This is a genomic window from Streptomyces sp. NPDC001544, from assembly GCF_042894285.1.
Lineage (GTDB): Bacteria > Actinomycetota > Actinomycetes > Streptomycetales > Streptomycetaceae > Streptomyces.
Map to the genome: position 1 here is coordinate 1 of NZ_JBIAVN010000005.1, position 20,083 is coordinate 20,083.

The following is a 20,083-nucleotide window of genomic DNA, read 5'->3' on the forward strand; positions in this document are numbered from 1 at the left end:
AGCTCGCGCGGGGGCACCCCCATTCGCCCCGCTCACCAGCGCCGATGAGGCACCGCCCGTGCCCTGCGACCTGATCCGCCGGACAGGCCCTAGCCCCGGCGCACCGACGGATCGTGGGCGGTGCCGTCCCTGTCCTCACCGGGCAGCCGTCCGGAACCGGTGGACGCGGCGGCTGTGCCGGGCGCCGCTTCCTCGGCCCGGTCGCCGTGTCCGGGCCACCAGGCCGCGTGGCCGATGAGTGCGGTGAGGCTCGGGGTGAAGAACATCGCCATGACGAACGCGGCGACCGCGATGCCGGAGGAGACGGCGAAGCCCATCTCCGTGAGGAGCGAGTTGCCCGCCAGCATCATCGTGGCGAAGGTCGCCGCCAGGATGAAGCCCGCTGCGGCCACGGTGGGTCCGGCGTGCCGGAGCGCCATGCCGGCCGCCTCCCGCGGTTCACGGCCCTCGCGGGCCTCCTCGCGGAGCCGGGCGATCATCAGGATGTTGTAGTCGGTGCCGATGGCGACCACGAACAAGTACATGATCACCGGGAGCATGAACATCAGACCCGAGTGTCCCTGTCCTTCCTGGAAGATCCACACGGTGGCGCCGAGGGTGGCGCCGAAGCCGAGGCCCACCGAGGCCATCAGGTACAGGGGGGCGACCACGCTGCGCAGCAGCAGGCCCAGGATGACCATGATCAGGGCGGCGGCGACGGGGAAGACCGTCCGGTAGTCGTGGTTGACCGCGGCGTTGATGTCCTTGTAGATCGAGGACATGCCGCCGACGAGGGCCTCGGTGCCATCGGGGGCGTCGGAGTGTGCGACGTCGCGCACCCTGCCCACGGCGTCGATCGCCTTGTCCGTCGACGCCTCGTACTTGAGGGTGACGGTGAAGTCCGCGGTGGTGCCGGCCTGATTCACCTGGGTCATGCGGGCGCTCGCCACGCCGTCCACCGCGCCGAGTTTGTTCGCGAACGCGTCGAAGGCGGACTTGTCCAGCGGCTTGCCGTCGGTGCTGGACAGGTAGACGTCGGTGGGCGCGGCGGCGCCCGCCGAGTACGCCTTCTGCATCTCGTCCTGGACGACCATGGACTCCTTGGTCTTGGGCATGGAGCCCGACGCCAGATCGAAGGTCGCCTTGTAGCCGAACGTACCGAGGGACAGCACGATGAGGACGAGGCCGGAGACCACGGCGGTCAGCGCCGGGCGGCGCTGCACACCACGGCCGAGGGCGGCGAAACGGGCGCCCTCCGGCTCGCGTTGCCAGGACTTGGAGGGCCAGAACACCTTGGGCCCGATGAGTGAGACGACGGCCGGGATCAGCGTCAGGCCCGCGACCAGGGTGGCCGCGACCGCGATGGCGAGTGCCGGGCCCATCTGCTTGAGGAAGCCCAGCGTGGACAGCACCAGCGCGAGGAAGGCGATGATGACCGCTCCGGCGGCCGAGGCGATGGCCTCGCCGACCCGCCCCACCGCGTTGACCATGGCCTGCTTGTGGTCGTCGCCGGCACGCAGCCGTTCACGGTAACGGAACATCAGGAAGAGGAAGTAGTCCGTACCGACACCGAAGAGCACGACGATCAGGATCGACGAGATCGAACTGTTGGCCTGGAGGTCGAACAGCTTCGTGGCGTATGCGATCAGCCCGTTGGCGATGGCGGCCACCAGACCGATCAGGACCAGGGGCAGCACAGCCAGGATCGGCGCCCGGAAGATGATCAACAGGGTGACCAGGATGATCACGAAGGTGCCGATGCCGATCAGCGCCTGGCCGCGCTTGGACGAGTCCTGCTGGTCGAGGGCCTGCGCGGCGGAGCCGCCGAGTTTGACGTCCAGGTGCGTGCCCTTGGCCAGTTGCTTGACGTCGTCGCGCAACACCTTGGCGGCGTCGGCCTGTTTGGGCTGGCCGGCGTTCTTGCTGTCCATCTGGACCAGGGTCAGGGCGTACCTGCCGTCCTTGGACGGCTGGCCGGGGACGACCTTCTGCACCTGGTCGATGTGCTTCTTGCCCAGTTCGGAGGTGATCCGGGCGACGTCCTTCTTGTCGGCGGCGGTCAGCTCGGCGCCGTCGGTGCGGTGGTACAGCGCGATCGCGGACGGGGTGAAGGCGCTGGGGAACGCCTTCTCCTGCAGCTGCGCCGCTTTGATCGACTCGTAACTCTTGGGCAGGAAACTGCTCTCGTCGCTGTTCGAGGGAAGGCTCGGCGCGGTCGCGACGATCGCCACCGCCGCGATCAGCCATGCCACGATCGTCCAGACGGGATGTCGGACGACTGCGTTCCCTATGCTTCGGAACATGCGGGGGGTCCTCCTGGGTAGGAAGATCACCGCAGCCCGGGGAGCGGACCCCGGCATCGGCGACCCCGACCGGCCCTCAACTCATCGGGCCGATCGAATGGTTGTCTTGAGATCCGATCGTACCGGCCGTCACGTGTACGCTGAACTGGATTTGATCTCGGCGGAGTTGGGGCTGATCTCGTGGAACTGTCCTTCACCGGGCGGGTGATCGAATGGCGTGGTCCGTCGCCGTACTTCTTCGTCACCGTGCCGGACGAGCAGTCCGCCGACGTCCGCGAGGTGGCCGTGGCGGCCACCTACGGCTGGGGGGTGATTCCCGTCGAGGCCCGGATCGGCGGGAGCGTCTTCACCACATCGCTCTTCCCCAGGGACGGCCGCTATCTGCTGCCGCTGAAAACGGCCGTCCGCACACCGCAGGGCCTGTCGGCGGGCGACGACGTGACGGTGGAGATGACCGTCCGCCTCTGACTACACGGCACTTCAGCGCACTTCAATGCACTTCAGTGCACGGAGAAACCGCCGTCGACGAAGATCGACTGACCGGTGACATAGGCGGAGGCGCGGCCGGCCAGGAACACCGCGGCGCCGGCGAAGTCCTCGGCGAAGCCGTTGCGCCCGACCAGGGTGCGGGCCGCCAGCGCCGTCACCTTCTCGGGGTCGGACGACAGGTGGGTGTTCAGCGGCGTCATGACGAACCCCGGCACGAGGGTGTTGCAGGTGACGCCGTACGGAGACCAGGCCTCGGCCTGGGAGCGGGCGAGCGACTCCAACGCGCCCTTGGAGACGCCGTAGGCGCCGCTTTGGACGAAGGCCCGGTGCGCCTGCTGGGAGGTGATGTGGATGATCCGCCCGAAGCCCCGTTCGGCCATGCCGGGCCCGAACCGCTGCCCCAGCAGGAAGGGCGCCTCCAGGTTCACCGCCATAGTGGCGTCCCACACCTCCTCCCCCAGCTCGCCCAGCGAGGGCCGCAGATTGATCCCCGCGGAGTTGACGAGGATGTCCGGCTCCCCGAACGCCGAGGTCATCTCCTCGGCGGCCGCGCGCACGCCGTCGCGGGTGCTCAGATCGGCGCCGACCCAGGCAGCCCGGCAGCCGTCCGCCGCCAACTCGTCGACGGCGGAGGCCAGTTCCGCCTCCTTGCGCGCCACGACCACCACGCTCGCTCCGGCGTGGGCGAGTGCCCCGGCGATGGCCCGGCCGATGCCGGAGCTGCCGCCGGTCACCGCGGCGACCAGCCCGTCGAGCGAGAACAGTTCGGAGAGGTAGGTCCGCGACGTCATTCCCGCACCCTAGACGACACACCGCGGCCCCAGCATGCCGCGACCGCATCCACGTTGTTCGGCGGGCTACGGCGTCCTGCGGCCGACGCCCGCGTACACCCAGTACTCGGACGGGTCGTCGGGGACGTGGTCCTCCGGTCCCGGGCGCCACAGGGGTACGTGGACCAGGCCCGGCTCGACGAGACGGAAGCCGTCGAAGAGGCCGAGGATCTCGTCGCGGGACCGGGCCGTCACCGGAGAGCTGGCCCGCGAGCGGTACAGCTGCCCCACGGCCGCCGCCGTCCGAGGGCGGTCCTGGTTCGTGGCATGGGTCATCGCCAGCCAGCCCTCACCGGGCAGTGCGTCACGGAAGGCGGCCACGATGCCCGCCGGATCCTCCTCGGGCGACACGAAGTGCAGGATCGTGATCATCAGCACGGCCACGGGCTGATCGAAGTCGATGAGCCCCCGCACCTGCGGAGCGGACAGTATGTCGGCAGGCCGGCGGATGTCGGCGTTGACGATGTCGGCGTCCGGGTTGTCGGCCAGCAGTGACGCGCTGTGCGCCACGGCCACGGGGTCGTTGTCGACATAGACGACCCGGGCCCCGGGCCTGACCGCCTGCGCCACCTCGTGGACGTTGCCCTGGGTGGGTATGCCGGAGCCCAGGTCTATGAACTGACGCACTCCGGCCTCGAGGAGGAAGCGGACGGCCCGGCCCAGGAAGGCGCGGTTGGCCCGCGCGAGCATCCGGACCTGGGGGTCGATGGCCGTGAAGGCGGCAAGCGCCTCCCGGTCTATGGCGAAGTTGTGCTGCCCGCCCAGCATGGCGTCGTACATGCGGGCGACACTCGCCTTGTCCGGATCGATCCCCTCCGGGAGATCCTCAACAGTGGACACCACAACTCCCCTGTCACTAGGCGATCTTGACTCACCATCATATAGTGGATCGACGGTGTGGCGAGGTGCCTGTCCTCGGCCACGCACGACGCGGCCCCATCCGGAAAGGCACGACCCTGCGGAACGAAGCGCGTGGACACCCCCACGAGACGCCCTCGGCCGTATCCACCGATGTGTCCCCCGCAGGGCCCTCCCCCCGGCGGTCCTTCTTCTCCTCGGCGGCCGAGGACATCGGCTCGGAGCTCGATCTACGGCTGACCGGTGGTCATGTCGTGCGGGCGCTGGCACCGGGGTTCTGCGACGCGGCGTCGGTCTACCTGCTGGAGCGGTGGCTGCAGGGGGAGAACAGCTCGGTGTCCGCGGATCCGCCGCAGTTCGAGGCCCGCCGCCTCGCGATACGCGTGGGTTCGGACACCGCCGACGACTGGGAGCCGCTGCTGCCGCTCGGGGAAGTGATCGTCTTTCCCCGCGAGACCCCGTACGCGCGCGCTCTCGCCACCCGGCGCACCCAACTGCTCGACGCCGTCGACACGCACACCTCGGAGCGGCTCGGCTCACTCACGGACGACGAGGGCCGTATCGAGAACCTGCTGAACACGGTCTCCTTCCTGGTGGCTCCGCTGCATCTGGCGGACGTCGCCGTCGGATTCATCGCCTGCACGCGAGGGCCGGCGCGGGCTCCGTTCACGGCCGAGGACGCCGGGGCCGTGGAGCGGCTGGCGGCGCGCGCCTGTGTGGCACTGGACAACGCGCGCCGCTACGAGCGGGAGCGCCGCACGGCACTGGCCATCCGCGCCAGCCTGCTGCCCGCCGCCGCACCGGAGTTCCCGGGCTGCCGGATCGCCCACGGCTATCTGCCGGCTGGAGACGGCGACATCATCGGCGGTGACTGGTTCGACGTCCTGCCCCGGCCGGGAGGGCGGATCAGCCTCGTCGTCGGGGACGCGATGGGCCATGGCCCGGAGGCGGCGGTCGCCATGATCCAGCTGCGCACCGCCGTCCGCGCCCTGGCGGGGCTCGACATGCCACCGGTGGACCTCATGCGCCGGCTCGACGCGCTTGCCTGTGACACCCCGGGGGCGTCGTTCGCGACCTGTGTCTACGCCGAGTGGGACGCTCGGCGGCGCCTGTGCACGCTGGTCGGCGCCGGGCACCCTCCCCCACTGATCCGTGGCCCGGACGGGCGCTCCACCCCCGTCACGCTCACCAGTGCCGGCCTGCCCCTGGGACTCGGGGCGGGCACCTACGAGGCCACGGTGCTGCACGTGCCGGAGCCGGCGTTGCTCGTCCTCTACAGCGACGGCCTGGTCGAGTCCCGTCAGACGGACATCGACCAGGGGATCGCCCGGCTCGCGCTCGCCCTGGACTCGGCCACGACCACGACCGCACACAGCCAGGAGTCGCTGCACGCGCTGTGCCGGCGACTGCTGCACACCCCGAGCACCCCGGCCGGGAGGGACGACCGGACGCTGCTGCTCGCCGCGTTGCAGCCGGTTTCAGAACATCCGGCAAACCTGCACACCGCTCCCTGACCGGCCACTGGGCGCCTGAACAGCCCTCAGGGCCTTCTCGACGGGAGGTGGATTCGCGTGGAAGTGTCCCACCCGTGGGCCGGTGGCCGCGCTCGCTCATGCACCCCCGTCGCAGGCCGTGTGAAGGAGTCGGCGGGCACGGTCACCGCCCCCTCACTCCGGTGAAGACGGAAAGCGCCGCGCGTGCCGTTCGCGCCCCGCGCGACTCGCCGTCCCGTGGTGGGCGTGCTTTGATCCTTCGCGTGGCGCAGGTCACCGGAGCCGATCCCGTCACCGGGACCCGAACGGTGGACCGAGCCACGGAAGAAGTGCCTATGCGAAGGGAACAGCACCTCATGAACCTCGCCCCCCGGGTGGAAACGGCCGTGATCTCCGACGCCGACCTGGACAACGTCTCCGGTGGTATGGCGGCCGGCGGCTCCGGCGGTCTGCATGTCGAGACGCCCATTGCCGACCTCTGCGCCGATGTTCTGGCCGTCGCCTCGCCCGAGGGTGTCGCTGCCGGCGGGTTCCTCAACGCCTCCGCCGGCTGACGGCGACGTCTCGCCTCCACGGGCCCCGGATCATCCGATCCGGGGCCTGTCCGGTTCGGGGCCTGTCCGGTTCGGGGCCTGTCCGGTTCGGGGCCTGTCCGGTTCGAGCGGCGACGGCGGTCAGATGAGGGGCAGGCCCCAGCGGGGCGCGTCCTCGTTCGGGCTCACGGGTGCGACGGTCAGGTCGGGCCGGTCGCCCCTCGCCGTGATCAGCGCCGACTCCCCCTTGCGCAGGGCGATCCCAAGGGCACCGTCGCCGGCGTCGGCGTGCCGCAGGGGGCGGCCCCGCCCGTCCCGTACGTCGACCGGCCCCGCGATCCCGTGCCGTACGACGCAGGACGCGCCCGCCTCGCTGACCAGTCGCACCCAGCGAGTGGTGCCGCCCCGGCGGACCGCGCTCAGCAGGAAGGCACCCTCGGTACGGAACTGATGAACGGTCAGGTCGGCCCAGGCGTGGGGCAGCGCCGGGAAGACCCTGATGATCCCGCCCCAGGACTGGCAGACCATGTCGTGCAGGGACTGGGCCGCCGACAGCGGGGTCTCGATGACCGGGCCGGACTCCTGGTACATGGTGTTCGGCCGGATGAAGCGGGTCATCAGCTCACCGAGGTACTTCAGCGCGTCCTCGCCCTTGCCCAGCAGCGCCGACATCGAGGCGGCGCCGGTGAAGGTGTAGCCCTGCAGGGCGCCCTCGAAGCCCACCCAGTGCGCCAGGGACCGCTCGATCAGGGCGCGTTCGTCGGGGGTGCGGCCGGTCACCTCGTACAGCGGGTAGACCGCGAGCAGATGCGAGTAGTGACGGTGGGACTTGGCGAAGGGGATGTCGGCGCCGATCATGAAGCCGTTCCCGTCCGTCGGATAGGGCGCCCGTCTGGCCAGCACTTCGCGCCAGCGGGGGGTCAGCGGGTCGTCGACGCCGAGGAGTTGGGCGGATTCGAGGAGCGTACGGCAGCCCCAGGTCAGGAGCATGAGGTCGTAGTTGCAGTCGCGCGAGTCGCCGCCGTACTCCGGGGAGAAGGTGGCGGGCAGGTGCAGTCTGCCGTCCGGGCCGGGCTCGAGGAAGTGCAGGTAGTAGTTGATCGCCTTGCGCAGCAGCGGGAAGAGGACGTCCCGCAGGATCGACTCGTCCATGGTGTGCCGGTAGCTGAGCCAGACGTTGTGCAGCGCCCAGGTGAGGTTGCCGACTTCGGGGGTCGGCGGGTCCTGGCCGGGGATGCCGACACCGTAGCCCGTGAGCGTGCCGGCCGCGCCGTTGACCAGGTGGGGGTCGGTGGTGCGGGGGATGCCGAGCGAGTCGGCGCGGTAGGGCTGCGCGACCTCCTTGGCGAGGTTGTCCCTGAACTCGCCGAGCGCCCGGGTGATCGCGTCGAGTTCGAGGTGGTTGGAGCCGTGGACGAGCCAGTACTCCAGTTGGGCGTTGAGGTTCCACCACGTGTTGGGCCACGGGGTGGGTTCCAGCCAGGGGCCGCTCGTCGCCATCACGGGGGCGTCGCGGCGGGCGGCCGAGGCGGCCTTGTAGAGCTGGATCCAGTAGAAGCGCTGGATCCGGGCGTCGGGCACGGAAAGGAAGCTCTTGCGGTAGTAGGATTGCCACCAGGCGCGGTGGGTCACCGCCAGCGCGGAGTAGGAGAGTCGGGCGGTGCCGCGGATCACCTTCAGGGCCCGGCCCAGGGCCGTGGTGTGCGGATAGGAGTGCGCGACGTGCGCGTACAGCGTCCGTGTCCGGCCGCTGCTGCGCTCCCGCCACGCGGTGACGTGCTGTCCGCCCGCCAGCAGCGGTTGCACGGCGGTGGTCACACCGTCGTGGTCGGCGACCTCGGCGGGCGGGTTGCCCTGGTAGCCGTCCGGCAGCGGTTTGAAGGCGGCACGCGGACTGATGGCGTCCGCGGGATGGAACACCCACCGGAACCCGCGCTCGCCCTCGCTGGGCGTGACCTCCACGGCGAGTACCGAGCGGTCGTTGTGCACCAGGGCGCGCAGGGCCAGAGTGCCCTTGTCGGTGGTGAGCGTGCCGGTCAGCTCGGCGTCGTGCAGCGCGAGCCGCCAGTCGAGGCCGGTGATCGTGCCCACCGGCTCCAGGGTGAAGTACCCGATCGGCAGCCGGGCCAGACCGAAGAGCGAGCCGAACTCCGGGCGGTGGTCCTGGACTTCGGAGTGCTGGATGTTGAAGCGTACGGCCTTCGACGCGGCGTTGGGCTCGGCGTAGATCCCCGATCCGAGGAAGCCGTTGCCGAGGAACGGGCCCTCGTACCAGGTGGCCGGCATCCGCTCCCAGACCAGATCGGCGTCGTCCAGGACAGTGCGCCACGGGTCCGAGGGGTGCGCGGCGGGCTCGGCACGGTCGGCCGCCGCAGCCGGCGTGGGCAGGCCTGAGGCGAGCAGCGCGCCGCCCAGGGCGGAACCGGTGGTGAGGACGGTACGTCTGGACGGGCTGGGCACGATGCCTCCCGGCGGCTCGGTGATTCATCGGAGCTATACCGTGATGCAACGTAGAGATGCGACTGATACTCGTCAACACGGCGAGATAGATCGGGTGTATGGACGTGGTCCTCACCCCTCGAGCCGGATCGCCCCCGAAACGGCCACCGCCCTGCGCCGACGGTTCGACGACCCACCGGCCACACAGGGACCACGAAGTCGGACCGGGTGATTGACGCCACTCTCCCCACGAGCCGATCCACCCTGCCCCCTGCCGAGTCGACCCCGAGCTCGGGGTACCTGCCGTACGTTGTCAACGACCCGGCAGGGGTTTCGTTCTGCGGGCGACTGCCCCGGAGCGTGCTGCCCTCCGCTCAAGGGGTGGGGATACCTGCCGGGCGGAGTGGGCCGCCCAGGCGGACCGGGACGCCCGGGGAGTACAGAACGCTGACCGGCGCCTCACGAGGTGTGGGCAGGCCCGCGGCCGCGAGCAGGTTCTCCTCGCAGCCGAGCAGCTCGGCGCGGTACAGAGGCCGGCGGGGATGGTGGTCGGGCAGATGGCTCCAGCTCCGTGGGCCGCGCGATGCGTTCACCCCTGCACACGGTGATCCGGCTGCGCGCGCCACGCGGGCCGGGCCACCGGCGGGAGCTCGTGCAGGTCACGGTGTCACCGGCGGTGCGGACCCTCATCCGGACCAGAGGTAGGGCAACCCGAGCCATCCGACCCTGCGCATCCGGAAGGCGACGAGTCCCACGTACGTGACCCCGTCGCACACGTCGGGAACGGTTCCGCCGGGCAGCAGCCCGGCCACGGCTTACGGTGCGACGGCCCAGTGGACGAAGCGCAGGTCGAGCCACTGCTGGGTGAGGAGCGGGGCGCGTACGGCCGCCGGGGCGTCCGGAGTGATGGGGGTCGGCTGCTGCACGGCGCCAGGACGGCAGAGGCGTCGGCGGCGACGGCTACCCGTCGGAGCGGGTGGCGCCGAACCAGGTCTCGTGGGACCAGATGTGGGTGCACGACGGGCACTGCAGATGGAGCAGGCTGCCGGTGTTCGACAGCAGGTAGCGCCAGTGCGTAGTGCAGGTACGTCCCTGCTCGCAGGCGGCGCACCCGCGCCAGTCGTCGCAGTTCGGGCAGTCCACCCAGGCCCGCCGCCCGATGTCGGCCTGCGGATCAAGCGGCAGCATGGCCGCCCCCTCGCGCCGGGAGCACACCGGCCGACACCAGTTCGTCGTACAGGCGCTGCTGCTCCTCGCTCAGGCCGGAGTACAGCAGCTCGTACGCCTCCTCCTCGCCGCGCAGCGCCGCCGCGGGGTCCCAGCCGGTACCGAGGGCGGACATGACATGGGTGCGCCGGAGCATCTCGTGCGCGCTCAGGTCGACGGCGAATTCGACCGGTGCGACCGGTGCGGGGGGACCGGGTCGGTCTGCGGAGGACATGCGACCGAACGTAGGAAGCCTTCCCGGTCCCGGGCAAGAGCAGGTGGGGGAAGTCACAGGGGCCTCGCGGGGCACTGAAGCCTCCCAGGACACAAAGGAAACAAGGGGGAATCCCGTCGTACACGCTTTCTACCAGGCACTTCCGGAAAAACACTCCTAGTCGTACGCAGGGACGAATAGCGTGCGAGGACCCGAGCCGCTCCCCCACCTGGAGTTCCGGATGCCCCACGCCGATGCCCATGCCCAGCCGCACCACGGCGACCTTCGGCGGCTGCGACGCAGGTATCGATTACAGCGCCGGGTGACCACCCTGCTGGCACTCGGCTATTTCACGGCCTTCCTGGTCCTGTCCGCCGGCTGCCCCGGGCTCATGGCCCGCCCGCTCCTCGGCGGACTGCCGGCCGGCCTCGTCCTGGCGCTCTCCCACGTTCCCGTCACCTGGCTCGCCGTGCTGCTGTACGAACGCACCGCACGGCGCTATGTGGATCCCATGGCCTTCCGGGTCACCCGGCACGCCCCGTGGGCCGCCGCGGCCGGACGGGAGCGGCTCCCGTGACCGGCTTCGGCAGGACCGCAGAGGCATGGTCGCTGGTCGCCTTCTGCGCCGCCGTCACCGTGACACTGCTGCTGTGCGTGCTCACCGGCCCGGACCAGGACGACCTGGACGAGTTCTACACCGGTTACCGGTCGCTGTCCCCCTTGCGCAACGGGCTCGCGATCGCGGGCGACTACATCTCCGCGGCGACCGTGCTGACCATCGGCGGGGTCATCGCACTGTGCGGCTACGACGGCGTCGTGCTCGCCGTCAGCACCCTGCTGTCGCTTCTGGTCCTGATGTTCCTGCTGGCCGAACCGCTGCGCAACACGGGCCGGTTCACCATGGGGGACGCACTGGCGCGGCGCATGCCCGGACGGCCGGTACGGGTCGCGGCCTGTCTCGTCACCATCGCCTCACTGGTGCCGATGATGCTGGTCCAGCTGGCCAGCACCGGACAGCTGCTGGCCTTCATCCTGGGTTTCTCCAGCACGGCCCTGAAGACCGGCTGCATCGTCGGAGCGGGTGCCTTGATGATCGTGTACGCGGCCATCGGCGGTATGCGGGGTACGGCGCTGCTGCACATCCTGAAGATGGTGGCGCTGCTGGGATCCGGCGTCGTCATCGCCGTGCTCGTGCTGCGCACCTTCGATTTCAGCCCCTCCGCCCTGTTCGGCGCGGCCGCCGAGCGCAGCGGGGCCGGCGGGGCCTTCATGCGCAGCGGTCTGCAGTTCGCCGGTGGTCCGCATCCCCGGCTGGACATGGTGACCACCCAGTTCGCCATCGTGCTCGGCGGCGCCTGCCTCCCTCATGTCACCATGCGCATGTACACCGCCGACAGCGCGCGCCAGGTACGGCGGTCGATGTCCTGGGCGGTGTCGTCCGTGGCCCTGTTCGTCCTCGTCATCACGGTGATCGGGGTGGGGGCGACGGCGTTGGTGGGCCGCTCCGGGATCGCCGCCCAGGACCCACGGGGCAACACGGCCTACCTGCTGGCGTCGCGGGCCGTCTTCGGCGCGCACGTGTCCCGCCCGGAGACCCTGCTGTTCACCGCGGTCACCACCGCCATCTTCCTCACCCTGCTCGCCTCGGTCGCCAGCATGACGCTCTCCTGCGCCAACTCCCTGGCGCACGACGTGATCGCGTCCCGTCGCTCGGGCATGACCCCGGTCGCCGAGTCGACCGTCGCGCGGGTGTCGGCTGTCGCGGTCGGAGCTCCGGTGATCCTGCTCGCCGCACTCGTCCAGCACCGCAGCCTGCAACCGCTGGCGACCCTCTCGTTCTGCCTGGCGGCCTCGGCCATCGCACCGGCACTGGTCTACAGCCTGTTCTGGCGCCGCTTCACCCGCGCAGGCCTGCTGTGCACCCTCATCGGCGGCTCGACGGCGGTACTGGTGCTGATGCCGGGCACCAACCTGGTCTCCGGCTCCCCCACGGCGGCGTTCCCCGACGCCGACTTCAACTGGTTCCCGTTCACCACTACCGGCCTGGTGTCCATTCCGCTCGGTTTCGCGCTCGGCTGGCTCGGCACGATGCTGCCGGGGCGGCGCGCCCGGCAGGAGGCACGCGCCCGGTACGAGGCCGTCGAACCGCTGATCCTCGCCGGTCCGCGGCGCAGACTCCGGCAGTAGCCCCGAGAAGCCGCTTCGCCATGCCGCCCGGTGGAGCAATCCCCGGTGCGCCGGACCCCGGCACGGCAGGCTGGACCTCTTGTCGAGATCGCCCTGCCAGGAGTCCCTTGTGCGCAGGCCGCATGAGCCGAGCCGTCAGGCATGTCGTCCGCCCGCCGACCCGGGCGTGCGCGCACGTGGGAGCGCGGGGTGAGGCACGGCCGCGGCTCCCACGCGGACCGCTTCGAGTCACCGGCGGGCAGCACGGCGCGGACCCGGCCGCCCGCTCCCCCGGCGTGGATGCGCTGGCTTCCGGTCCTGTACGTCATCGCCGTTCTGCTGCTCGAACCGATCACGCCCGTCGACTGGCCGGTGAGCTTCGTACTCATCGCCCTGCCCCTGGTGACCGCCTTCGCCCACGGGCCCGTGACCGTCGCCGGCACCACGGTGTTCGCCGTCCTCTTCGAAGCCTTGCTGGCCGGCACTCCGTGCTGTGCGGGCCGCTCCGTCGGCTACCTGTGGGACCGCCACTACGTGGCCGCCTACGTGTGCACCGTCCTGGTGGGCAGCCTCGGCACCATCCTCGCCGTGCACCGCACCCGCCGGGAGCGCACCCTCGCCGACGTGCGCTTCGTGGCCGACATCGCCCAGCGCGTGCTGCTCAGGCCCGTTCCGCACCGGATCGGCGACCTGCTGCTGGACAGCCTCTACCTCTCCGCCACCGCGGAGGCGCGGATCGGCGGGGACCTCTACGAGGCCCTCCCCACCGCCCACGGTGTCCGGCTCCTCATCGGCGACGTGCGCGGCAAGGGGCTGCTCGCCGTGGAGACCGCGGCCGCCCTGCTGGGCGCCTTCCGCGAGGCGGCCCATGACGAACCCGACCTGCCCTCCCTGGCGCACCACGTGGAGACGAGCATGATCCGCAGGGCGGCACAGCTCGCCGGGAGCGAGAAGGACGAACGGTTCGTCACCGCGGTGTTCGCCGAGATCCCCGCCGACGGCCACCATGTCCGCGTCGTCAACTGCGGCCACCCGCCCCCACTGCTCATCCGCACCGGCGAGGTACGGGAACTGGACCGGGGGCGGTCCGCTCCGCCCCTGAACCTGGGCATGCTCGTCCCGGACCCGTACCAGGTCGACACCTACCCGTTCCGCCCCGGCGACCAGCTCCTGCTGTACACGGACGGCATCACGGAGACCCGCGACCCGGCCGGCTCGTTCTACCCCCTGCTCGAGCGGCTGCACTCCTGGGGCCCGCTGCCACCCCGTGAACTCCTGCAGCGGCTCCACCACGACCTGCTCGTCCACAGCCAGGACCGCCTGCAGGACGACATCGCCGCACTCACCGCCCGGCTGCTCCCCGAGGAACCGCCCGCACCGCCCGCCGGAGGGTTCTACGGGGACGACGGATAGCGTGCTGTCATGCGCGTCGACCACTCACCGGAATCCATGGACCCTGGTTCGTTCTACCGTCTGCTCACGGCGGTGATCGTGCCCCGGCCGATCGCCTGGGTCTCGACCCTCACGGCGGACGGCCGGACGGCCAACCTGGCACCCCACTCGTTCTTCACCGTCGCCTCCACCGACCCGCCGGTCGTCCAGTTCACCTCCGTCGGGCGCAAGGACTCACTGCGCAACGTGGAGGCGACCGGTGAGTTCGTGGTCAACTTCGCTCCCGAGCCGCTCTTCGAGCAGATCAACGCCACCGCGACCGACTTTCCCGCCGACGAGGGCGAGTTCGACGCCGTGGGCATCGAACAGGAACCGTCACTGCGGGTGCGGCCGCCCCGGGTGGCAGCGTCCCCGGTGGTGCTCGAGTGCACGCTGCACGCGACGCTCGGGCTGGGCAACTCGACGGTGGTGTTCGGCCGGGTCGTGCACGCCGCGGTGAGTGACACCGTACTGGTGGACGGCCGCCCGGACATCGGGCTGCTGCGCCCCCTGGCCCGGCTGGGCGGGAACGAGTGGGGCACGGTCGGAGAGATCCACGAACTGGCGCGCATACCCCACCGGGACTGGTCCCCCGACCGGATGCGGTCCCACGCTGACTAGTCTTGGCCCGTGACCAGCTTCGATCAGGCAGGCAGTGCTCCCCGGCCGCAGTCGCTGATGCTCAGCTTCTTCGGCATCCACGTCCTCGGCCGGGACATCGCCCTGTCGTCCAGCAGCCTGATCGACGTCTTCGCGCAGGCCGGGATCACCGAGGAGGCCGTGCGGTCCACGCTCACCCGCATGGTCAAACGCGGTCTGCTGGAGCGGCACCGGCGGGGCCGCAAGACGTACTTCGGTCTGACTCCACGGGCCGTCGGTGTGCTGCGGGAAGGACACGACCGGATCTGGCGGACGGGAGCGGTCAACCGGACCTGGGACGGCACCTGGACCCTGGTGGGTTTCTCGCTGCCCGAGGCCTGGCGCAGTGAGCGGCACGATCTGCGCTCCCGGCTGGTGTGGAACGGGTTCGGCCCGCTGCAGAACGGACTCTGGGTGGCACCGGGAACGGTGGATGTGCCCGAGGTGGTGGCGGGCCTCGGCCTGGACCCCTATCTGCGGGTGTTCCAGGGCGCCGTGGCCGGGGCCCCGACCGAGGCACGCACCGTGCTTCTGACGGCGTTCGACGTCGAGGCCATCGCCAAGGGCTACGAGGAGTTCCTCACCCGGTGGGGCATGGACGCCGAGGTACCGGACGTCGCCGACGACACGGGCGCGCTCGTTCGGCAGTTGTTGCTGCACACGGACTGGCTGGAGCAGGTACGCCAGGACCCGCATCTGCCCGCCGAGCACCTGCCCGAGGACTGGCCGGCGGGCCGGGCGGAGCACTTGTTCCAGACGCTGGCGCGACGGTACGAGGAACCGGCCCGGCGGCAGGCCGCCGGCACCCTCGACATGATCACCCCCGGCGCCCCGCCGGAGTGAGCCGGACGGCATCCGGGCCCGCGGCCGAGTTCCGGCGCGGGCCCGCTTCGGCATGCCCGCGCACGGACCGCATCGACCGGATCGAGCGCACATCGCGATCGACATTGGGCACTCTATTGACCGTGGTCGAAAAACTGCCCTACATTCATCGCGTTCTCGGCGCCGTCGTCCCCACAGCTCTCGCGCACGTCGCGCACACCTCGCATCTCCGCCGCTCAAAGGGGAGCCCACGTGTCCACTGAAACGCGCACCCAAGTCGACTCCACCGCCGCCCGGCCGGCATCCGGCGGCCTGCCCGTCGGCACCCTCGTGGCCGGCTGCTTCGCCGTCCTGCTGGCCCAGGTCGCCCTGGCCATGCCGGCCACCCTCAACGGGCTCTTCCAGGAGGACCTGCACCCGGTCGGCTCCCAGCTCACCTGGATATCCGACGCGTTCCTGCTGCCCGTCACCGTCCTGGAACTGACCTTCGGCGTCCTCGGCGACCTCTTCGGACGCAAGCATCTGCTGGTCGGCGGCGGAGCACTGCTGGTCGTCGGCGAGGCCCTGGCCGCCGCCGGCAACGGCATCCACATGCTCTGGGTGGGCCAGGCGATCGCCGGTCTGGGCGCGGCCGCGCTGTTCCCCACATCGCTCGCGGTCATCGCGGCGGGCACCCACACCGCTCGTGACCGGGCCCGTACGATCGCCATCTGGGCCGCGTGCCTGTCCGGCGGCGGTATCGTAGCCCCCGTCCTCGGCGGGGTGACCGGGAACTACGGCTCCTGGCGCTGGGCGTTCGTCGTGGTGACCGGGCTCGCTGTCGTCAGCACCCTGCTCAGCCAGTTCCTCGCGCAGAACTCCAGCGCCCCTCAGGGCCGTTCGCTCGACCTCGCGGGGCAGGTGACCATCGGTGTCGGCCTGTTCGCCCTGCTGTACGCGGTGATCCAGGGCCCGTCGGACGGCTGGACCGCCACTCCGGTGGTCATCGCGTATGTGGTCGCCGCCGTCTTCGTCTCTCTGTTCATCGTGGCCGAGCTGCGCTCGGACTCGCCACTGCTGCGCCTCGACCTGTTCACCAACCGCGCGTTCGCGGTGGCGTCGTTCGTGGCCGTGGTCGGCATGTTCAGCTACCTCGGCACCGCCTACGCGACCAGCATCCGGCTCGGTCCCATCCAGCACCAGAGCCCGCTGCGCGGCTCGTTCGCCTTCGTCCTCCTCAACGCCTGGACGTTCCTGCTGCTGCCGGTGATCGCCCGGCTGCTGGAGCGTGTCAGCGCGCGCTGGGTGCTCGGCTCCGGTCTGGCGCTGATGGCCGTGGGCGACTTCATCGCCGCCACGATGCCGGTCGCCGACCGCGCCCTGACCTCACTCGTCCTTCCCCTCGGTCTGGTCGGCATCGGCTTCGCGCTCACCGTCTCCTCGATCACCGTGACCGCCGTCAACACGGTCCCCGTCCACTACGCCGGCATGGCCAGCGCCTCCACGAGCCTGCTGCGCGACTTCGGCTTCACGCTCGGCCCGGCCGTCATCGGGGCGATCGCCCTGAGCCGCGCGGCCGACGAGTTCCACCAGAAGCTGGCCGCCTCCGGCCTGAGCGCCCAGGTCAAGGCGGCCGCCGGCCAGGTCGCGGCCGAAGGCGGACCGCTCGCGGTCAACTCGGTCCCCCCGGCCTCTCCTCCCGGGGGAGCGTCCCCCATCGCCCTGGACGCCCTCGGCAACGGCTACGCGATCGGCTACGTGGTCTGCGGCATCGCCGCCCTGGCCTGCTGCCTGCTGTCCCTGATCGCCCTGCGCGGCAAGGGCGACGAACAGGCCGCGGCCGGCATCGCCGCTCAGGAGCGGCCCGCGGCGGTCTGAGGACGGCCACGCCGGGGCGGCCGACGCGACTCGGCACCGGACGCGACCGCGTTCCCAGGGCCTGCCCCCGGGAACGCGGTCATGTGGTTCAGCGGCTCTTGCGAGCCACGCCGCCGTAGAAGCCGATCTCGCCGGACCGGGCAGGCGGCGGTGTGTCGGGGCGCCAGAACGGAACCTGGGCGAGACCGGGCTCGACCAGGTCGAACCCGTCGAAGAAGCGCTCGACCTCGGTGCGGGTCCGCAGGTTCAGGGTGGCGGTGGCGTTGTTGTAGACGGCCTGGGCTCCGCTGCGGTCGGCGAAGTCGCCCGTGGCGTGCGAGAGCACCAGGAAGCTGCCGGCCGGCAGTGCCTCGCGCAGGGTGGCGACGATCTGCTGCGGCTTCTCCGCGTCGGTGAGGAAGTGGAGGACGGCGACGAGCAGCAGGGCGACCGGCTGCTCGAAGTCGATGACCCGGCGGATGCCGGGATGGTCCACGATGCGCTGCGGGTCACGCAGATCGGCGAGAACGACGCTGGTCGAGCCGGAGCGGCTGAGCAGCGCGTTGGCGTGCGCGCTCACGATCGGGTCGTTGTCGACGTACGCCACGCGTACGTCGGGCGCCACCTCCTGGGCGGCCTCGTGGACGTTCGGTGAGGTGGGCAGCCCGGTGCCGACATCGAGGATCTGGCGCACGCCGCTGCCCACCACGTACCGGACGGCTCGGCGCAGGAAGGCGCGGTTGGCCCGCACGCCGCTGCGCGCCTCAGGGGCCGCGGCGGCGAGTTCCTCGCCCGCCCTGCGGTCCACCTCGTAGTTGTCCTTGCCGCCCAGCAGGTAGTCGTAGATCCGTGCGGGGTGCGGCCTGCTGGTGTCGATCTCGGCACTCAAGCCGTCCTGTGTCACACTGCGCTCCTCTCGGCGGACCCACCACGGTCCTGACCGCTGACGGGTCCTGGGAGTTTCCCACATCAACTTGTCGGCGGACGGGCGCAGTTCGCGGTACGGTCGGTCGGCGTGCAGCCGAAGGCGCCCGGAATTGTCCGTGGTTGGTAACAGGCGCATCCCTCGGTGCGTTTCCTCCGTCCTGACGGGTGCACGGATGAAGGCGCGGATGGCGAGGACGGGTACGACATGGGACGGCGTGGCGCACGGGGATGGCACGGTCGGGTGTTCGCGGCGGCGGTCGGTGTGACGGCGCTGGCCGCCGCCACCTCCGCGTGGACCGCGCAGGCCGGGTCGGTCGGTGCGCAGGAGCCGCGCGCGGGCGTGTCGCATCACGCATCGACGCACGCGGTGCCCCGCGGCAGCGTGGCGGCGCGGGTGTCCGTGGACATCGCCCATGCCTCCGACCGCGGCGCGCACGGTGTGAACATCACCGTCGACGACGGCCCGGACCCGACGTGGACTCCGCAGGTCCTGCAGGTACTCAAGGACAACGGTGTGAAGGCCACGTTCTGCATGGTGGGCACACAGGCCCAGGCGCACCCGGATCTGGTCAAGGCGGTGGTCGCGGCCGGTCACCGGCTGTGCGACCACACGGTGTCCCACGACACCACCATGGACACCAAGTCCGAGGCCTACCAGTCGCAGGAGATCCTGGCCGCCGACCGCATGATCACCGAGGCCTCCGGTGGTGTCCGGCCGATGTACTACCGGGCCCCCGGCGGCGCTTTCACCCCCTACAGCCGCAACCTCGCCGCCTCGCACGGCATGCGGCCGCTGGGCTGGAACGTCGACTCCAAGGACTTCGAACGTCCCGGCACGGACGCGATCGTCACCACCGTCAGGAACGAGATGTCCAACGGTCCGACTCTGCTGTTCCACGACGCGGGCGGCGACCGCTCCCAGACCGTCGCCGCTCTGCGCGAGATCCTGCCCTGGCTGAAGCGGCAGGGTCGCTCCTTCGGTTTTCCCGTGCGCTGACCGGTCGACCGGCTGACCGGCCGTCACACGACAGACCGTGGGCCCCGGACGTTTCCGGGGCCCACGGTCGGGATGCGCTGATGCGCAGGGTCACCATCGGTACCAGCGGCCCTTGCGGCCACCGGTGTCCGCGGTGCGGACGACGAAGCCGAGCAGCCAGACGACCAGCACGACCACCGCGATCCACCACAGTGCCTTCAGTGCGAAACCCGCACCGAAGAGGATCAGAGCCAGCAGCAGAACGAGTAGCAGGGGAACCATGTTTATCAACCTCCGCCGCTCCTGGTGCCCGGCAATGGGGTGAACACACAGTCGATTTACCGGGTTTCTTCACCGATTCGGCGGGCACCGGGTGGAGTTCCCTCACGGAAGTGACGGGATGCCCGTTTCGATCGGCAGGCATATCCGGCGCGCAGCCAGGAACCCGGTCGGTCCACGACAGTCGAAGGAGGAACACCATCGTGTCCCAGGTCGAAGAGTCCATCGAGGTCGACGTCCCGGTCCGCACCGCTTACAACCAGTGGACGCAGTTCGAGACCTTCCCCGAGTTCATGGACGGTGTGGAGCGCATCGAGCAGCGCAGCGACACGCTGACCCACTGGGTCACCAAGGTCGGCGGTGTGCAGCGGGAGTTCGACGCGGAGATCACGGAGCAGATCCCCGACGAACGCGTCGCCTGGACCACCGTGGGCGGCGAGGCCAGGCAGGCCGGCGTGGTCACCTTCCACCGGCTGGGCGAGGACCGCACCAAGGTCATGCTGCAGATGGAGGTGGCCCCCGAGGGGGTGGCCGAGACCGTCGGTGACAAGCTCGGCTTCGTCAAGCGGCAGGTCACCGGCGACCTCAAGCGGTTCAAGGGGTTCATCGAAGAGCGCGGCGGCCTGGAGACCGGTGCGTGGCGCGGAGAGGTCTGAACCTGAG

Annotated in this window: 19 protein-coding genes and 1 pseudogene; 11 read left to right on the forward strand and 9 right to left on the reverse strand. The window is 70.7% G+C overall.

The window, feature by feature from the left end; genetic code table 11:
* Positions 1 to 89: 89 nt before the first annotated feature.
* Entirely contained in the window at positions 90 to 2,282 is a 2,193-nt protein-coding gene (locus ACFY0F_RS15045; RefSeq protein ID WP_388793233.1) for an MMPL family transporter, read from the reverse strand.
* Positions 2,283 to 2,462: 180 nt separating this feature from the next.
* Between ACFY0F_RS15045 and ACFY0F_RS15050 the strand changes: the two genes are divergently transcribed.
* Positions 2,463 to 2,750, forward strand: a complete 288-nt coding sequence (locus ACFY0F_RS15050; RefSeq protein ID WP_388793235.1) for a DUF1905 domain-containing protein — start codon at positions 2,463 to 2,465, stop codon at positions 2,748 to 2,750.
* A gap of 32 nt (positions 2,751 to 2,782) precedes the next feature.
* Here the strand turns inward: ACFY0F_RS15050 and ACFY0F_RS15055 are convergent, their stop codons facing one another.
* The gene (locus tag ACFY0F_RS15055; RefSeq protein WP_388793237.1) at positions 2,783 to 3,562 is read right to left on the reverse strand and encodes an SDR family NAD(P)-dependent oxidoreductase; all 780 of its coding nucleotides are present in this window, start codon (positions 3,560 to 3,562) and stop codon (positions 2,783 to 2,785) included.
* A gap of 66 nt (positions 3,563 to 3,628) precedes the next feature.
* Positions 3,629 to 4,441: an SAM-dependent methyltransferase gene (locus ACFY0F_RS15060; RefSeq protein ID WP_388793239.1), complete on the reverse strand. Its 813-nt coding sequence runs from the start codon at positions 4,439 to 4,441 to the stop codon at positions 3,629 to 3,631.
* 173 nt (positions 4,442 to 4,614) lie between these two features.
* Here ACFY0F_RS15060 and ACFY0F_RS15065 point away from each other — a divergent pair, with 173 nt between their 5' ends.
* Together ACFY0F_RS15065 and ACFY0F_RS15070 are read left to right on the forward strand one after the other, a co-directional pair.
* Positions 4,615 to 5,973, forward strand: coding sequence for a PP2C family protein-serine/threonine phosphatase (locus ACFY0F_RS15065; protein WP_388793240.1), 1,359 nt, complete (start codon positions 4,615 to 4,617; stop codon positions 5,971 to 5,973).
* 335 nt (positions 5,974 to 6,308) lie between these two features.
* Positions 6,309 to 6,506 carry a hypothetical protein gene (locus tag ACFY0F_RS15070; RefSeq protein ID WP_388793242.1) on the forward strand — a complete coding sequence of 66 codons (198 nt, stop codon included), beginning with the start codon at positions 6,309 to 6,311 and terminating at the stop codon, positions 6,504 to 6,506.
* A 120-nt stretch (positions 6,507 to 6,626) separates the two neighbouring features.
* Here ACFY0F_RS15070 and ACFY0F_RS15075 read toward each other — a convergent pair whose 3' ends face one another.
* From ACFY0F_RS15075 to ACFY0F_RS15090, 4 genes and pseudogenes are all read right to left on the reverse strand, one after another.
* Entirely contained in the window at positions 6,627 to 8,945 is a 2,319-nt protein-coding gene (locus ACFY0F_RS15075) for a Tat pathway signal sequence domain protein (RefSeq protein ID WP_388793244.1), read from the reverse strand.
* Between the two features lie 353 nt (positions 8,946 to 9,298).
* Positions 9,299 to 9,850 (reverse strand): annotated as a pseudogene (locus tag ACFY0F_RS15080) (DUF2071 domain-containing protein).
* Between the two features lie 34 nt (positions 9,851 to 9,884).
* The gene (locus ACFY0F_RS15085) at positions 9,885 to 10,112 is read right to left on the reverse strand and encodes a hypothetical protein (protein WP_388793245.1); all 228 of its coding nucleotides are present in this window, start codon (positions 10,110 to 10,112) and stop codon (positions 9,885 to 9,887) included.
* On the reverse strand, positions 10,099 to 10,365 hold the full coding sequence (locus tag ACFY0F_RS15090; RefSeq protein ID WP_388793247.1) for a DUF6400 family protein: 267 nt from the start codon (positions 10,363 to 10,365) through the stop codon (positions 10,099 to 10,101). Before ACFY0F_RS15090 ends, ACFY0F_RS15085 begins: the two co-directional genes overlap by 14 nt.
* Positions 10,366 to 10,546: 181 nt before the next feature.
* Between ACFY0F_RS15090 and ACFY0F_RS15095 the strand changes: the two genes are divergently transcribed.
* From ACFY0F_RS15095 to ACFY0F_RS15120, 6 genes are all read left to right on the forward strand, one after another.
* Positions 10,547 to 10,921, forward strand: a complete 375-nt coding sequence (locus ACFY0F_RS15095) for a DUF485 domain-containing protein (RefSeq protein ID WP_388793249.1) — start codon at positions 10,547 to 10,549, stop codon at positions 10,919 to 10,921.
* Positions 10,918 to 12,531, forward strand: coding sequence for a cation acetate symporter (locus ACFY0F_RS15100; protein WP_388793251.1), 1,614 nt, complete (start codon positions 10,918 to 10,920; stop codon positions 12,529 to 12,531). Before ACFY0F_RS15095 ends, ACFY0F_RS15100 begins: the two co-directional genes overlap by 4 nt.
* 189 nt (positions 12,532 to 12,720) lie before the next feature.
* Entirely contained in the window at positions 12,721 to 13,923 is a 1,203-nt protein-coding gene (locus tag ACFY0F_RS15105) for a PP2C family protein-serine/threonine phosphatase (protein ID WP_388793253.1), read from the forward strand.
* A gap of 9 nt (positions 13,924 to 13,932) precedes the next feature.
* Positions 13,933 to 14,562, forward strand: a complete 630-nt coding sequence (locus ACFY0F_RS15110; protein ID WP_388793255.1) for a flavin reductase family protein — start codon at positions 13,933 to 13,935, stop codon at positions 14,560 to 14,562.
* 9 nt (positions 14,563 to 14,571) lie between these two features.
* A complete protein-coding gene (locus ACFY0F_RS15115; RefSeq protein ID WP_388793257.1) occupies positions 14,572 to 15,423 on the forward strand; it encodes a PaaX family transcriptional regulator C-terminal domain-containing protein in 852 nt (283 codons plus the stop codon).
* Between the two features lie 231 nt (positions 15,424 to 15,654).
* Positions 15,655 to 17,259 carry an MFS transporter gene (locus ACFY0F_RS15120; RefSeq protein WP_388793259.1) on the forward strand — a complete coding sequence of 535 codons (1,605 nt, stop codon included), beginning with the start codon at positions 15,655 to 15,657 and terminating at the stop codon, positions 17,257 to 17,259.
* A gap of 88 nt (positions 17,260 to 17,347) precedes the next feature.
* On the opposite strand, the gene ACFY0F_RS15125 is transcribed toward ACFY0F_RS15120, so the two are convergent.
* A complete protein-coding gene (locus ACFY0F_RS15125; RefSeq protein WP_388793261.1) occupies positions 17,348 to 18,142 on the reverse strand; it encodes an SAM-dependent methyltransferase in 795 nt (264 codons plus the stop codon).
* Positions 18,143 to 18,370: 228 nt separating this feature from the next.
* Here ACFY0F_RS15125 and ACFY0F_RS15130 point away from each other — a divergent pair, with 228 nt between their 5' ends.
* Positions 18,371 to 19,162, forward strand: coding sequence for a polysaccharide deacetylase family protein (locus ACFY0F_RS15130; RefSeq protein ID WP_388793263.1), 792 nt, complete (start codon positions 18,371 to 18,373; stop codon positions 19,160 to 19,162).
* Between the two features lie 90 nt (positions 19,163 to 19,252).
* Here the strand turns inward: ACFY0F_RS15130 and ACFY0F_RS15135 are convergent, their stop codons facing one another.
* Positions 19,253 to 19,423, reverse strand: a complete 171-nt coding sequence (locus tag ACFY0F_RS15135) for a hydrophobic protein (RefSeq protein WP_388793265.1) — start codon at positions 19,421 to 19,423, stop codon at positions 19,253 to 19,255.
* A 200-nt stretch (positions 19,424 to 19,623) separates the two neighbouring features.
* On the opposite strand from ACFY0F_RS15135, the gene ACFY0F_RS15140 reads away from it, so the two are divergent.
* Positions 19,624 to 20,076: an SRPBCC family protein gene (locus ACFY0F_RS15140; protein WP_388793266.1), complete on the forward strand. Its 453-nt coding sequence runs from the start codon at positions 19,624 to 19,626 to the stop codon at positions 20,074 to 20,076.
* Positions 20,077 to 20,083 lie beyond the last annotated feature (7 nt).

Excerpts from the sequence above, each read along its gene's own strand:
- ACFY0F_RS15085 (WP_388793245.1), bottom strand. The coding sequence starts at position 10,112 with ATGCTGCCGCTTGATCCGCAGGCCGACATCGGGCGGCGGGCCTGGGTG.
- ACFY0F_RS15110 (WP_388793255.1), top strand. The coding sequence starts at position 13,933 with ATGCGCGTCGACCACTCACCGGAATCCATGGACCCTGGTTCGTTCTAC.
- ACFY0F_RS15130 (WP_388793263.1), top strand. The coding sequence starts at position 18,371 with ATGGGACGGCGTGGCGCACGGGGATGGCACGGTCGGGTGTTCGCGGCG.
- ACFY0F_RS15135 (WP_388793265.1), bottom strand. The coding sequence starts at position 19,423 with ATGGTTCCCCTGCTACTCGTTCTGCTGCTGGCTCTGATCCTCTTCGGT.
- ACFY0F_RS15045 (WP_388793233.1), bottom strand. The coding sequence starts at position 2,282 with ATGTTCCGAAGCATAGGGAACGCAGTCGTCCGACATCCCGTCTGGACG.
- ACFY0F_RS15055 (WP_388793237.1), bottom strand. The coding sequence starts at position 3,562 with ATGACGTCGCGGACCTACCTCTCCGAACTGTTCTCGCTCGACGGGCTG.
- ACFY0F_RS15090 (WP_388793247.1), bottom strand. The coding sequence starts at position 10,365 with ATGTCCTCCGCAGACCGACCCGGTCCCCCCGCACCGGTCGCACCGGTC.
- ACFY0F_RS15070 (WP_388793242.1), top strand. The coding sequence starts at position 6,309 with ATGAACCTCGCCCCCCGGGTGGAAACGGCCGTGATCTCCGACGCCGAC.